We start from the raw sequence: 13,862 nt of genomic DNA, 5'->3' as shown, positions 1-13,862 counted from the left end.
GAGACAAGAAAGGCGAACCGCAAGCTTCAGCGCGGTTCGCCTTTTTTTTGAATCAACACCTTGAACAGCTCGCTCATCCGGTCGCTGAGAAGCAGCTGCCGAATGGCCCGGTTGCGCCGGGCCTGCGGCGAGAACGGGTCCCGGGCATCATGATCGCTCAGCTCGTCAAGCAGGCCCTGCTCCAGCAAAAATTGCTTCTGGGTCAGCAAGCCAGAAGACTCCAGCCCCGCTTCCTTCCCGGCATCCATCAACGCGCTGAAATTGACATGGGCGGTCATATCCTGTTCGCCAGGGAACTGCAGCGGCGTATCGGAAGCCTGATGCTTCCGGTAGCACAGCAGCGTTCCGTTCATCCGGTGCGGAGCGTACAGCTCTTCCCGCTCGTGCCCGTAGTCGATCGTCAGCAGCATGCTGCCGCTTCCCAAGCTTCCGGCAACCGCCCGAAGCCAGCGCAGCGCGTCCAAATTGACTTCGAACCGCTGTCCCGTTCTCGGCGGAATGGCTTCCTTGCGGATAAAGTCTTCAAGCCCGCCTCCGGATATCGGCCCTTCCACCTCCGTCAGACATTTCCGTTCATGATCCCAGCCGACCCGAATTTCGCGCCATCCGGCTTCACGGCTAACGATCCGGTGAACGGGAAAAGCGTCCGGCAGCTCGTTGGAAAACACCAGCGTGTTGTGCCAAGGACCGGCCGCGTGCCACTCCTCGGCCGTGTAATAGCTCACAAGCCCTGTATGAGGCGCTAGCGCTTCCGCCTGAAGGCCCCGGTGGATCGGGCTTTTTTCGACGCTGATAAAGCGCAGCCGCCCATACAGCTCCGGCGAGCCGCGCCAGATCGCGTCAAGCATTTGCCTGGCTAATGCACCGTCGCCCCCTCCCCACTCCGTTAGGCAGATATCGCCGGTCCGCGTTTCCGCAAAGCTTCGAAGGTAGGCCGCCAGCATGTCGCCAAGCACGCTGCCGACCGAAGCGCTCGTATAAAAATCGCCCGTACGGCCGATTTTTCGATTCGAATTCATATAATAGCCCAAGCCCGGATGATACAAGCATAAATCCATGTAGTCCCGGAACGAAATCGCCCGGTCCTGCTGTCTTTCAATCCGTTCCCGTATCACTTGCAGCAGCGGGGAATCGCTCGCCTGCTCTGTTCTCATGCGCCTACCGCCTCTCGCCAAATTACTAAAGACAAAACCGCCCCCACTCGCTATAATAGGATGAGAAAAATAGGAGAGGAAGCAGAGCCTTGTTTAAACCACGAACCATCTTCTGCGCGGCGCTTATAAGCTGCACCGTTCTGCTCACGTCCGCCTGCACCGATCATCAGCAGGTGAAGCAGGATTTGATGCAAGCGGTCGCCAAGCAGGAGCAAATCCAAAGCTACCGATATTCCGGGGAAGCAGAGCTGAAGCTGGACGCTTCGTTATTTTCGGGCTCGCAACCGGTAACTGCCGCTTTGCTCGGTCTGGTCAAAGAAAGCAAATTCGACTACAGCGGGCTCGTCTCACTCGCAGATCCGGTCCGAATGGAAGCTTCGGTCAAACTAACGCCGAAAGGCGCCGTCTCGCCCATCGAACTGCCGTTTCTTCTTAAAGATAACAAAATGTATCTGCAGATGCCAGCCATTACGAAGGCGGACGAATATTTGATGCTTCCGCTGGACAAGCAAGCGGACAAGCTCAAGAGCACCGGAAGGCTGAGCGCGTCCCTTACCGGCAAGCTGCTGGAAGGGGTCAACCCGAACTGGCTGGAGCCCGGCAGCAAGGACGAAAAGCTTGCCGACGGCGAACCGGCGAAACGCATTACGCTTACGGTGACGGACAAGAACAAGCAGGAGGCAGGTAAGTATTTTGCAACCGCACTGCCGTCCGTGCTTAACGAGCTGATGACCAGCGGATTGAGCGGAACGGGACAAACCGAGGAATGGAAAACATCGCTGGAGCGGATCAAGATCGAAGCTCCTACAACGCTAAGTATCCTGATCGACAATCAAGGCTTTATCCGCGAGCAAACCGGAAAGCTGTATTTTTCGGTCGAGGGCGGAAACAATGCGAAAAACAGCGTGGAATGGACGTACAAGGTGCAAGAGATCAATCAGACGCCTGCCTTTACAAAAGAAACGCCGAAGCAGGTAAAACATGCGGAAGACATTTTACGATTGCTCCCTAAGCCTCAAGCGGGCAAAAAGTAACGTGACGGAAGCCCTTCCATGGCACAGCGCCGTGGAATTTTTTTGTCATGTTTTTCCCATTCCTATGATAATCTTTAGTTGAAAGGACGGGAGGGACATGCGTGTGAATATACGCCAATGGGCTATCCTTGCGCTTTTCTCGGTATACGGATGTTTATCCGCCTTGTGGCCCTATTCCGCTTATGCGGAGAGCGGACAAGCGGACAGAAGCTTGCTGCAGAAAGGTCTTACCATCTATGAGATCGATCAGGAGCTGATCCGCATCGCCGACCAGGAAATCAAGCTCCAGGCGCAGATGCTGCGCGCCGAGCGGCAAATCCGCGAAGCGGAGCATTCCACAAGCGAGGCCAAGATACACGCCGCCAAAGTCGTCCGCTCTTATTACATGGGCGACCGCGATACGCTGTGGGCGCTGCTGTTCTCCGTCGGTTCGTTCTCCGATGCGGTTTCGGTGCTCGACTATCTGCAAATGATTCTGCGCAACGATAAACAAGCGCTGCAGCGTCATACGGATGCATGGCAGCGGCTGGCCGCGGTCAAAAAAGAGCTGGCCGAAGCCCACGCCTCCCTGCAGCGGACGAAAGAGCGTTATTTGCAGCAGCGGGAACAGCTTGCCGCGCTTCAGAAAGAAGTGGACGATCAGTTAGCCGATAGCAAGGAGCAAGCAGCGCTGCTTCAGCAGCAGATGCTCGAGCTCAACAAGCTGTGGGAGGACAAGGGCATCCCCCTGTTCAAGACGTACTTCCAAGCGCTTGCGGGCGCGATGCAGCAGCTTCCCGAGCTGGTGACGTCCGGCGACGGCAAGAACAAGAACGGCAATCTGGTCATGAACGGGGTAAACTATACGTTTCAGATGACGGACGGCGAGCTGAACGACTTTTTGCGTAAAAAAAACGAGCGCTTCCGCAATCTGACGTTTCACTTCTATCCCGATCAAGTATCGGCCTCCGGGCAGGAAGGCGATATTGCCGTCATGATCCGGGGCAGCTACGAGATGGCCACGCTGGACGACGGAACAAGCAAACCGTTCATCCGGTTCCGAATTTTGGAAATGCAGTTTAACGGCTTTTCCCTGCCGTCCACCACAGTGGAGGAATTCGAAAAAAGCTTTGATCTGGGGATCTACCCCCAAAACATCGCCTCGTTTTTGCAGGTAACCGGCGTCCGGCTGGAGGAAGGCAAGTTAAGCATTATGCTGAAGCTGGCCTTATAAATGTCCAAAGCTAGGGCCGCCCGAAGAAGAGGAGCGTGAAGACGTTGACGGAACCCGTTCTCAAATATGCGGCAGCCCTGGATATGCCCGATACCCGGCGTGCCGGCTATTATGCCCAAATTGTCAAAGCGTTGGCTGGAAACACTGCCTTGTTCGACCGCGACAAGGAGCTGATGATTTTTTCGTCCCGTGAAGAGCTGGAGCAGCTCAGGCCTATTTTGGAGCAATATGCCATTCCGTCCGAGGAGCTAAACGTGCTGCTGCTGCCGACTCCGGTAACGACGTATCCCGCCTTCGGCGATTATGGCTTTGTAAGCCGCCTCGAGAACGTTTACCTGTATGCGGATCTCGTCGCCGTATTCCGGCTGCGGGCCGCGGCGGATACGAACGGTCCGCTCGGGCGAGCCTTCGAGCCGCGGCAGGCGGAGGCGCAGCTTGAGGAGCATTTGCTTGCAGCTTGGCCGGAGCCGGGAGGCGGCTCTGCCTTCGTCATCGAAGCCCAGCTGGCCGAGCTTGCGGAAGGCATTGCCCGCGCCTACGGCGGCGTCGCGGAATGGATTTATTGTCCGCAGGGGTAAAACCGGAGATGCTGAAGCTGTCTATACAACCCAACGAAAAAACGGTGGTGCAACGATCGATTTCGTATCGTTGGCATCACCGTTTTTTGTCTCCTTACAGCAAATCGGCGGCAAGCTGTGCCAAGTGCGAGCGCTCCCCGCGCTCCAGCATGATATGCCCGCTGATCGTTTGCTCCTTAAAACGCTCCACAACGTACGTCAGGCCGTTGCTCGAGGCGTCCAGATACGGGTGATCGATCTGCTCCGGATCGCCCAGCAGAACGATCTTGCTGCCCTCGCCGACGCGGGAAACGATCGTTTTCACCTCATGCTTGGACAGATTCTGCGCTTCGTCAATGATGATGAACTGTCCGGGGATGGACCGCCCGCGGATGTACGTCAGCGCCTCGACTTGAATGCTGCCAAGCCCCGCCAATATTTTATCGATATCGCCCGGTTTCTTCGTATCGAACAAATATTCCAAATTATCGTAAATGGGCTGCATCCACGGCCGCAGCTTTTCCTCTTTTTCTCCCGGCAAATAACCGATGTCCTTGCCCATCGGAACGACAGGACGGGCGATCAGCAGCTTCTTATACTTCCTTTCGTCTTCGACCTTCAATAAGCCCGCAGCAAGCGTCAGAAGCGTTTTTCCCGTACCCGCTTTGCCCGTCAGCGTAACCAGCGGAATATCGTCGTTAAGCAGAAGCTCCAGCGCCATCCGCTGCTGGGCATTCCGCGCCGCGATCCCCCAGATCGGATCGTTGCTGAGGAAGAGCGGCTCGAGCCTCTTTCCATCGGCATTTACCTTAAGCAGTGCTGACTTGCTGGTGCCCATCTCGTCTTTCAGGATGACGAATTCGTGAGGATGAAGCGTGTAACCGAGCTGCAGCGAATGGATGTTTAAATAGCGGTACGTGTAAAACTCGTCGATGACCGAAGGGTGTACCAGCAATGTCAAATGCCCGGTGTAGATGTCTCCAGGCAAATTCACGACCCGGTCCGTCAAATAATCTTGTGCCGTAATGCCCAGAACGTCGGCTTTGATCCGGACGAGCACGTCCTTGCTGACGAGAATAACCGGCTTCGGATCGGATTTTTCCTTCTCTTCCAGCAAATAATTAAGCGCCACCGCCAAAATGCGGTTGTCGTTCGTCACTTCGGCGAACACTTCCTGCAGCTTCGCGAAGCTACGATGGTTCAGCTCCACCTTCAGGCTGCCGCCGCCGGGAAGCCCGATGCCTTCGAACAGCCGGCCGTCGCTGCGGAGCCCGTCGAGCATCCGGGAGATTTGACGCGCATTGCGCCCCAGTTCGTCGGCGTTGCGTTTCTTGGAGTCGATTTCCTCCAATACGACCGCCGGAATAATAATGTCGTTATCTTCAAAAGCGTAAATTGCGTTCGGGTCCTGCAGCAGCACATTGGTATCCAGCACATAAATTTTTTTCATCATGAGTCCCTCCCAGGTTCGGTGTTTGGTTCGGCTCAATACATAGGAATTTCCCCGTCAGGACAAACTATCCAAAGCCGATGACGAAAAGAAAGGAACGATTACTGATGAAAATGTTTGTCGCGACCCTCTTGATGATGTCCGTTATCGTGTCAGGATGTAACCAAGCACCAAAGAATGGAGCTGCCCCCTCGCAGAGCGTCGATCCGAACCGGCAAGTACAAGTGAAGCAAACAGCACCGCAGAAAAAAGAAATTCAGGACCCCGGCGCCGTTGCCAGCAGGCTCGAGCAAATCGCTGTGAGCGTACCGAATGTCGAGAGCGCCAATTGCGTCGTCTTCGGCAATACAGCCGTTGTAGGAATCAACGTCCCGCCTGGAATGGACCGCGCAAAAGTCGGAACGATCAAGCTGTCTGTCGCGGAGGCGCTCAAAAAAGATCCGTACGGCGTGGATGCGCTTGTAACCGCGGATATCGATTTAAACCAGCGCTTGTGGAATATCAGGCAGCAAGCGATGAACGGCAGAACGATTAACGGATTCGCCGAGGAGATGGCGGCCATTATCGGCAGAATCGTTCCGCAGATCCCGCGTGACGTCGATCCGCTGCAACCGCAGCAGCCCGGTCAAAGATAATCCGCAAGTTTCGGGCAGCAAGCTGTAACGGTCTTTTGAGGTGGAAAAAAAAGCCTAGGACAGCTAACGGTCTTAGGCTTTTTGCATCGCGTCGAACACCTGCGTGTCCAGCTTGTCAGCGGCACGCTTGTCGTACGTTTTTTCATATTCAGGGGCAACGGAAATGCGTGCTCCGTAGAACATCGCATCGCGAACCGAAGCAATGTCAATATCATAGCAAGCCAGCTTGAACGGAACCCCGTCAAGCGCTTCGGCAACCTGACGCGCGCTTCCGTAAAGCACAAAGACGGAGCCGGCGCCGATGACCGTCAAATTTACATGCGGAGTCTGCTTGATGTTCGTCAAAATGCGCGAGCGCTGGTCGACGGCAAAACGAACCGTCGTCCGGTCTTTGGCGAACAGCCACGAAATGGCGTTTGTCGCAGGCGAACCGGTTTCATGATCGATCGTGCTCAAGAGAGCAAACGAATCCTTTTGGAGTAGATCGAAGAGCTGTTCCGATAAGGCTGTGATCGTTTCGGCCATAGGTTCCCCTCCTGTAAAGGTTTGTCTCCGAATCTAAGACCATTATAACATACGGGTCAGGTAACAGCTACCAGCAGTTATCACGGACACTCCCTTCGGACAATGATATTTTATTGTATCTCGCCGGACGAGGTTATATGTCAATCATTGTATTTCGGATTAGAGTTAATATCCGTCAAAAGCTGTTCGGCGAGTTCGCGGTCGAACCTTTTCGTATGGCGGACGCCCCCGGCCTCTTCGTACTCCACGGTATAGGTCTCTTCGTCGGCCGTACGGACGAACCGTTCGAGATGATGATCTTCCCTCAGGATGGTTTCGAAAAAATCTCTCGTTTCCGAAGCGGCCAGGTCGTCCGGCCGGGCCTCCGCCACAATGCTGATCTGCAGCCAGTTGAACACCGCATCCTGTAAATTCACAAGCCCTCAGTCCTCCCTCAGCAAAATCACTTGACGGCCGCCTGCCGTCCATGTCCGCATGGTATCCAGCCATCGCTCCGCCTCCGGCTCGGCCTCAGCTTGCCGTAGCAGCGCCTCCGCTTCCCATGCCGTGAGCATCCGGTTCAAATACGCCTCGGCACAATGGGACAGACGCCAGGTCGGCGGCGCATCCGTGTCCGAATGCTCTGCTGCCGCGGATAATCGAATATCGCCGGATTGCGCCAGTGCAAACGGGAGTTCCTCCGTACCGCATACCCCGCCCGACTCGTCCTCCGGCAGCAGATGGGCTTTAAACATCATCAGAAGCCGCGGGTGAATGCGTCCCATCGCTTCCGTGAAACGCATCCGGAGGCCCTCAGGCTCCAGCCGTAGCCGTTCTCCGCCAAGCAGAGCCGTTTCCCCATCCCACGACAAGGGGACTAGCCAGAAGTCCGACATTGCCTAAGCACCCCCATCGGGCCAAAGCCCCTACGATTTGCGGTTTTCCCGGTCCTGAACGTAGTAGCGAATCCGAACCATCAGCATCAGAACGACCGCAACCGTCAGGCTGAGCACGATCGGCAGCCCGGCCAGTTGAAAGAAGAGAAGCATCCCCGAACCGAGGGCCAGCAGCAGATAAATGATAGCGTCTTTCAAAATCGGCAGCTTCCGCGTCTTAAACACTTTATTGTATACGTAAGTAATCAGCACGAAGATGATGATCCATGTCACAAACGGATGCGCCCTCAGCCATTCGAGCATCGGAATCCTCCTTATGTAGACTTGCAAAGAAAGCTCCGATTGCTCAGAGCTTTCCCGCGTCTTCTTTATTAAACTGAATTAAGCGTTGGCTTCCGCCATTTTACGCTGTTTTTCGTAGCGTTCACGCTCGCCCTTGTTCAATATTTTTTTGCGGAGGCGAATCGATTTCGGCGTAATTTCGCAATATTCGTCGTCGTTCAAATATTCAAGCGCCTGCTCCAAGGAATAAATCCGCGGCGTTTTCATTTTAACCGTGTCTTCCTTCGTGGCCGAACGAACGTTCGTCAGCTGCTTTTCTTTGCAAATGTTGACGATGATGTCGTTATCGCGGTTGTGCTCGCCGACGATCATGCCTTCGTAGACTTCCGTGCCCGGCTCTACGAACAAGGTGCCGCGGTCTTCGACCGACAGCATCCCGTAGAACGTGGAAGTTCCCGTTTCGCTGGAGATCAGCACCCCTTCATGACGCCCGCCGACACCGCTGCCCGCATACGGACCGTAGCTGTCGAACGCGTGGTTCATGACCCCGTAGCCGCGGGTCAGCGTCAGGAAGTAAGTCCGGTACCCGATCAAGCCGCGGGCCGGGATGAGAAACTCCAAGCGAACGCTGCCGGAGCCGTTGTTGATCATGTTGACCATCTCGGCTTTGCGCGTGCCGAGGCTTTCCATAACGGAGCCCATGCTGTCTTCCGGCACATCGATAATCAGGCGCTCAATCGGCTCCATTTTTTGGCCGTCGATGACGCGGATGATGACCTCCGGCTTCGAAACCTGCAGCTCGAATCCTTCGCGGCGCATATTTTCGATCAGGATGCCGAGATGCAACTCGCCGCGGCCGGATACGATAAACGCGTCGGGGCTGTCCGTTTCTTCAACGCGAAGGCTGACGTCGGTTTCCAGCTCTTTGAACAACCGCTCGCGCAGCTTGCGGCTCGTCACCCATTTTCCTTCGCGGCCCGCAAACGGGCTGTTGTTGACGAGGAAGGTCATCTGCAGCGTCGGCTCGTCGATCTTCAGTACCGGCAGTGCTTCAGGGTTCGCCGGGTCGGCCAGCGTTTCCCCGATGTTGATGTCTTTGATCCCGGAAATCGCGATGATGTCGCCCGCTCCTGCCGCTTCGATCTCGATGCGCTTCAAGCCCTGGAAGCCGAAAAGCTTCTCGACGCGCGCCTGCTTCACTTGCCCTTCGCGATTGATGACCGCAATCGGCTGCCCTTGACGCACCGTTCCGCGGTTTACCCGGCCGATAGCGATCCGGCCCAAGTACTCGTTATAATCCATCAGCGTGACCAAGAATTGCAGAGGCTCGTCGACATTCTCGGTCGGCGCCGGGATATGGCTGACGATCGTATCGTAGAGCGCCTGCATGTTTTCGCCAAGCTTTTCCGGATCCAGACTGGACATTCCCATGAGACCCGACGCATAAACGACCGGGAAGTCAAGCTGATTGTCGTCCGCCCCCAGTTCGATGAACAGATCGAGCACTTCATCGACCACCTCGGCCGGTCTGGCGTTCGGACGGTCGATTTTGTTCACGACGACGATCGGCGTCAAGTGCTGTTCCAGCGCTTTGCGCAGCACGAATTTCGTCTGCGGCATCGTTCCTTCGAAGGCGTCGACGACGAGCAGAACGCCATCGACCATTTTCATAATCCGTTCCACTTCGCCGCCGAAGTCGGCGTGGCCCGGAGTATCGACGATATTGATCAGATAGTCTTTGTATTGGATGGCCGTATTTTTCGCCAAAATGGTGATGCCGCGTTCCCGTTCGATATCGTTCGAGTCCATGGCGCGTTCTTGCACCGCCTCGTTTTCCCGGAACGTTCCCGATTGCTGAAGCAGCTTATCCACCAGCGTTGTTTTGCCGTGGTCGACGTGGGCGATGATGGCGATATTACGAATTTTGTCTCTCGAATGCATGGTAGTCTCAAAATCCTCTCTTTGAATTTGGCTCATTGTCGTGCTCCTTCATGTCGGAGCGCAGCCCGTTCACAAAAGAAGCGTCGGACGTAAGCGCCGACGCTACAATTCACACTTTATTATACGTGCAGATGCCGCAAAACGCAAGATCGCTTGCGGGATTAACCGATTATTTACAATGGCTGACGAGCAGTTTTCGAAGTCCGCCAGCCCTCTAAGTATGCCGCGGCCTGAACACCCATTTTTTTAGCAAGCCGGACGCCAGAACGATCAAGGTCGTGACGATCGGCAGCACATAATGCGAAATATCCCCGAGCAGCCGGGTCGCCAGCTTCTCGTCGGCGATAAACATCTCGCCTGCGGTATAGCCGAGAATCCCTGCCCCCAAATAAACGAAAATGGGGTACTGCTTCAGCAAATTGACGACTAGGGTGCTTCCCCAAACGATAATCGGAATGCTAAGCCCGATCCCGAGAATGATCACCCCGACCTCTCCCTTCGCTTTGGCCGCGATGGCCAATACGTTATCGAGGCTCATGACGAAATCGGCCAAAATAATCGTACTGACCGCTTTTCCTAAGGTAGTCGCCTGCTTCACGTTGGAATGATCCTCTTCATCGATCAGCAGCTTGATGGCAATCCAAAGCAGCAGCACCGAGCCAAGCGCTTGAATGAACGGCACTTTCAAGACGTAGACGGCAATGACGGTCAGCACGACCCGCAGGGCGATCGCCCCGAAGGCCCCCCACCAAATCGCTTGCTTTCGCTGGTGCAAAGGCAGATTTTTGCTGGCCAAGGCAATGACGACGGCGTTGTCGCCGCTCAGCACGATATTGATCAGCATAATTTGGAAAAATAATATGAACCAATCCAGCATGTCGTACCCTCCATCTCATTCAATTCGATCTGGAGTCCGGCGAACGATGGCATGGGATAAGTTTTAGAAAAATGAGGAGAATCGATCTTCTTGTTCCGTCCGACGGTCCGCATCTATCCATAGGGTTTCCGTATTACGCACCGCTTCATCCATTTCTTCCTGCAGCCAGGGCATCCCCTCCTCGATGCTTTCGACGATCTTCAAGTTCGGGTTCGTGCTCGGACTCGGCGGCAAAAACAACGTGCAGCAATCCTCATAAGGCAAAATGGACACTTCATACGAATCGATCGCCTCGGCGAGGCGGATAATTTCCAGTTTCTCCATACAAACGAGCGGACGGATAAGCGGAAGGCGGACAGCCCGGCCGATGGCATTCATGCTGGCCAGCGTTTGGCTGGCCACTTGTCCCAAGCTTTCCCCGGTAACGATCGCTCCCGCCCCGTTCGCCTCGGCAAGCTTCTCGGCGATCCGCATCATGGCTCTGCGCAGCAGCGTGATCAGCAGGTTTTCCCGGTACGCTTCGTGAATCTTGGTCTGCACGCCGGTGAACGGCACCATGTGCAGCTTGATCGGACCGGCATAGACGGCCAGCTTCCGGACCAGCTCCTTCACTTTCTCTTGCGATCTTTCGCTGGTATAAGGATAGCTGTGAAAATGGACGGCTTCCACGGCCAGCCCTTGGCGCATAGCCAAATATCCGGCTACCGGGCTGTCGATGCCTCCGGACAGCATCAGCACCGCTTTGCCGTTCGTGCCGAGCGGGAACCCGCCCGCCCCCCGTTCCACTTGGCTGTATACGAGCGCTTGGCGTTCGCGCAGCTCGACTTTCAGCTCTGCTTCCGGCCGGTGCACGTCCACTTTCAGGTCGGGCATCGCCCTGAGGACATAGCCTCCGACCAGCCGGTTCATCTCTTGCGAATCGTGCGGAAACGTTTTGTTGACGCGGCGCACGCTGACCTTAAATGTCCGCGGCTGCGGATCCATGGCCCGCATCGCCAAAAGCGCCGTTTCCTGAACGCGCTCCAGCTCCAGTTCGGTCGTCAGCACGGGACTGAACGATACAACCCCGAATACCGTCTTGAGCGGTTCGCGTACCGTTTCGTAGGGCGTTCCGTTTAAGTGCAGGGTGATACGGCCGAATTCTTTTTCATACTTGATGGCTCCCCAAGGACGCAATACCCGTTTCACTTGCTGCACTACCGCTTGCTCGAACCGGTTTCGGTTGCGTCCTTTAAGCGTCAATTCCCCCAAACGGAGGACGACCTGTTGCGGTGTCATAAGTTACCTCCGTTCGTTCTTGCCGGCCATGGCCGGTTTTAACTCTTCTACAAGCTGTTTAAGCACGCGGCAAAAGCGGTCCGCATCGCCCTCGGTCTGTTGGAGCGAGTAGCTGAGCCGGATGCCGCTGACAGCGACCGCCGGGTCCGCCCCCATGGCCGACAGCACGCGGCTGGGCTTCTCCGCCCCCGAAGAGCAGGCCGAACGCGTCGACACATAAATGCCGTGCTGCTCCAAAGCGTGCACGAGCACCTCGGACTTCATTCCGGGAAACGAAAAATGGACAATATGCGGCGCCATATCCTCCGGCCGTTCCGAACCGTTCAATACAAGCTCCGGAATTCGACGGATACCCTCGGTCAAACGGGCGCGCAGTCTGGCCGTATGCTCCGCAAATGCGGGCTGCTCCTGAACGGCCATACGTACCGCCTTAGCCATACCTACAACCGCCGGGACATTCTCCGTCCCCGAACGAAGCCCTTCCTCCTGCCCGCCTCCGAAAAGCAGCGGCTGCAATTCGACCCCGCGCCGGCAGTATAAGAACCCGATGCCTTTCGGACCGCGGAGCTTATGTGCGGCAGAGGACATGAGATCGATTCCGTGCCGCTTCGGGTCGACGGGGAGCTTCCCGATAGCTTGTACGGCGTCGACGTGAAACAATGTCTTGGGGCGGCTGCGAAGCAGGGCACCGATCGCTTCGATCGGTTGAATCCGGCCCATCTCATTGTTTACATGCATCACGCTGACCAGAATCGTTTCGTCCGTCAATGCTTGCTCAAGGTCCGACAGCCTAATTTGACCTGTAGCGTCAACCGGCAAATAGGTTACTTGAAAGCCCTCTTCTTCCAGTGTACGAAAGGTTTCGTAAACTGATGCATGCTCGATGGACGAAGTGATCAAATGATTGCCCCGGGACCGGTATCGGTATGCCGCTCCGCGGATCGCCAGGTTGTTGCTCTCCGTGCCTCCCGACGTAAACCGGATCTCATTCGCGTCGCAGCGAAGAGCATTCGCAATCGTTGCCCGCGAGCGGCTTACGAGCTGCTCGGCTTCCAAGCCCAGCTTATGCAAGGATGACGGATTGCCGAAGTGCGATTTCATCACTTCGGTCATGACGCCGATGACTTCGTCATACATAGGCGCGGTTGCCGCGTAGTCCATATACAGCATGTGTCATTCCCCTTTTTCGTGGTCTCATCCTTGGTCCAGGAAGAAAACAAGACCAATGGTCGGCCCCGGAAACGGAGTGCCTACGATTGGTCTCGATCATTTCATGCCTCGTAGTGCTCTTTCAACGCCAATACTTTGCGAACGTACTGCTGTGTTTCGGCAGGCAGCAGGTGCAGCTTTTCAGCCAGCTCCTGATCGTTTCGAATGCCGAGCCGATCCAGCCTGGTGGGCCCTGCATTGTAAGCGGCGAGCGCCGTGCCCAAGCTGCCGCCGTATTTGGAGAGCAGGTTGGATAAATAACGGGTTCCGCCTTCGATGTTTTGCGCCGGGTCGAACGGATTGTCCACTCCCAGCCCCTGACCGGTTGCGTCCATCAATTGCATCAAGCCCTTGGCTCCCGCACCGGAAACGGCGTTGGCATTAAACGACGACTCTGCATGGATGACCGCTTTCACTATGCTTGGCTCGACGCCGAACCGGCGGCTGGCTTCCTGAATCAGCGGCTCGTAGGCCGAGGGCTTCGCAGCCGAGGCGAGCTTCCTCGTGAGCGCGCCGGCGGAAGCGGCGGACAAGCCGCTTAGCATAGCGGGCCCCAAGGCTTGTCCCGGGACGAGTCCGGCTCCTGCGGACATGCCGGCCGCGCTCTGGGGCGAAGCCGAGTCCATGCCGGCCAACAACCCGTTCAATATGGAGGCAAAGTCCGTATGATCGCTTTGCCCGGAAACAGAACTTCTGCCGGAGGTCAGCAAGCTTAATTGATTCATCACTTGAAGCTGCAGCAGTTCTTTAATCGTATAGGGATCGATAGCTTTTGTCGACAAGTTCATCGGTTGCGGAAGTCTCCTTGTACCGGGATTCTTTTCCCATTGTA

The 13,862-nt window shown here is 55.9% G+C and carries 15 protein-coding genes; 4 read left to right on the top strand and 11 right to left on the bottom strand.

The annotated features are described in order from the left end of the window. Positions 1–26 precede the first annotated feature (26 nt). Positions 27–1,154 carry a class I SAM-dependent methyltransferase gene (locus PEH01S_RS08350; RefSeq protein ID WP_127484824.1) on the bottom strand — a complete coding sequence of 376 codons (1,128 nt, stop codon included), beginning with the start codon at positions 1,152–1,154 and terminating at the stop codon, positions 27–29. Between the two features lie 89 nt (positions 1,155–1,243). Here PEH01S_RS08350 and PEH01S_RS08345 point away from each other — a divergent pair, with 89 nt between their 5' ends. The 3 genes from PEH01S_RS08345 to PEH01S_RS08335 all read left to right on the top strand — a co-directional run bounded on the left by PEH01S_RS08345 (position 1,244) and on the right by PEH01S_RS08335 (position 3,979). Further along, positions 1,244–2,188, top strand: a complete 945-nt coding sequence (locus PEH01S_RS08345; protein WP_127484822.1) for a hypothetical protein — start codon at positions 1,244–1,246, stop codon at positions 2,186–2,188. Between the two features lie 97 nt (positions 2,189–2,285). After that, a complete protein-coding gene (locus tag PEH01S_RS08340; protein WP_127484820.1) occupies positions 2,286–3,401 on the top strand; it encodes a hypothetical protein in 1,116 nt (371 codons plus the stop codon). A 44-nt stretch (positions 3,402–3,445) separates the two neighbouring features. Then, positions 3,446–3,979 carry a hypothetical protein gene (locus PEH01S_RS08335; RefSeq protein WP_174807114.1) on the top strand — a complete coding sequence of 178 codons (534 nt, stop codon included), beginning with the start codon at positions 3,446–3,448 and terminating at the stop codon, positions 3,977–3,979. A 94-nt stretch (positions 3,980–4,073) separates the two neighbouring features. Here PEH01S_RS08335 and PEH01S_RS08330 read toward each other — a convergent pair whose 3' ends face one another. Further along, on the bottom strand, positions 4,074–5,408 hold the full coding sequence (locus PEH01S_RS08330; RefSeq protein WP_025853447.1) for a PhoH family protein: 1,335 nt from the start codon (positions 5,406–5,408) through the stop codon (positions 4,074–4,076). Positions 5,409–5,515: 107 nt separating this feature from the next. Here PEH01S_RS08330 and PEH01S_RS08325 point away from each other — a divergent pair, with 107 nt between their 5' ends. Then, positions 5,516–6,043, top strand: coding sequence for a YhcN/YlaJ family sporulation lipoprotein (locus PEH01S_RS08325; protein ID WP_025853448.1), 528 nt, complete (start codon positions 5,516–5,518; stop codon positions 6,041–6,043). 72 nt (positions 6,044–6,115) lie between these two features. Here PEH01S_RS08325 and PEH01S_RS08320 read toward each other — a convergent pair whose 3' ends face one another. The 9 genes from PEH01S_RS08320 to PEH01S_RS08280 all read right to left on the bottom strand — a co-directional run bounded on the left by PEH01S_RS08320 (position 6,116) and on the right by PEH01S_RS08280 (position 13,818). Next, complete coding sequence (locus PEH01S_RS08320) at positions 6,116–6,568, bottom strand: pyridoxamine 5'-phosphate oxidase family protein (RefSeq protein ID WP_025853449.1); 453 nt, start codon at positions 6,566–6,568, stop codon at positions 6,116–6,118. 140 nt (positions 6,569–6,708) lie between these two features. Next, complete coding sequence (locus PEH01S_RS08315) at positions 6,709–6,984, bottom strand: hypothetical protein (protein WP_025853450.1); 276 nt, start codon at positions 6,982–6,984, stop codon at positions 6,709–6,711. A gap of 6 nt (positions 6,985–6,990) precedes the next feature. Further along, complete coding sequence (locus PEH01S_RS08310; protein WP_025853452.1) at positions 6,991–7,443, bottom strand: hypothetical protein; 453 nt, start codon at positions 7,441–7,443, stop codon at positions 6,991–6,993. A 30-nt stretch (positions 7,444–7,473) separates the two neighbouring features. Beyond that, positions 7,474–7,746 (bottom strand): YlaH-like family protein, encoded by a 273-nt coding sequence (locus tag PEH01S_RS08305; RefSeq protein ID WP_025853454.1) that lies wholly within the window; start codon positions 7,744–7,746, stop codon positions 7,474–7,476. A gap of 78 nt (positions 7,747–7,824) precedes the next feature. Beyond that, complete coding sequence (gene typA / locus PEH01S_RS08300) at positions 7,825–9,666, bottom strand: translational GTPase TypA (RefSeq protein ID WP_025853456.1); 1,842 nt, start codon at positions 9,664–9,666, stop codon at positions 7,825–7,827. 214 nt (positions 9,667–9,880) lie between these two features. Beyond that, the gene (locus PEH01S_RS08295; protein WP_127484818.1) at positions 9,881–10,543 is read right to left on the bottom strand and encodes a TerC family protein; all 663 of its coding nucleotides are present in this window, start codon (positions 10,541–10,543) and stop codon (positions 9,881–9,883) included. A 63-nt stretch (positions 10,544–10,606) separates the two neighbouring features. Then, the gene (gene thiI / locus PEH01S_RS08290; protein WP_127484816.1) at positions 10,607–11,821 is read right to left on the bottom strand and encodes a tRNA uracil 4-sulfurtransferase ThiI; all 1,215 of its coding nucleotides are present in this window, start codon (positions 11,819–11,821) and stop codon (positions 10,607–10,609) included. Positions 11,822–11,824: 3 nt separating this feature from the next. Further along, on the bottom strand, positions 11,825–12,991 hold the full coding sequence (locus PEH01S_RS08285; RefSeq protein ID WP_025853462.1) for a cysteine desulfurase family protein: 1,167 nt from the start codon (positions 12,989–12,991) through the stop codon (positions 11,825–11,827). Between the two features lie 101 nt (positions 12,992–13,092). After that, positions 13,093–13,818, bottom strand: coding sequence for a lytic transglycosylase domain-containing protein (locus PEH01S_RS08280; RefSeq protein WP_025853463.1), 726 nt, complete (start codon positions 13,816–13,818; stop codon positions 13,093–13,095). Positions 13,819–13,862: the final 44 nt, after the last annotated feature.

Source organism: Paenibacillus ehimensis NBRC 15659 (assembly GCF_004000785.1).
Classification (GTDB): domain Bacteria; phylum Bacillota; class Bacilli; order Paenibacillales; family NBRC-103111; genus Paenibacillus_G; species Paenibacillus_G ehimensis.
This window is presented reverse-complemented; position numbering and strand designations above follow the sequence as displayed.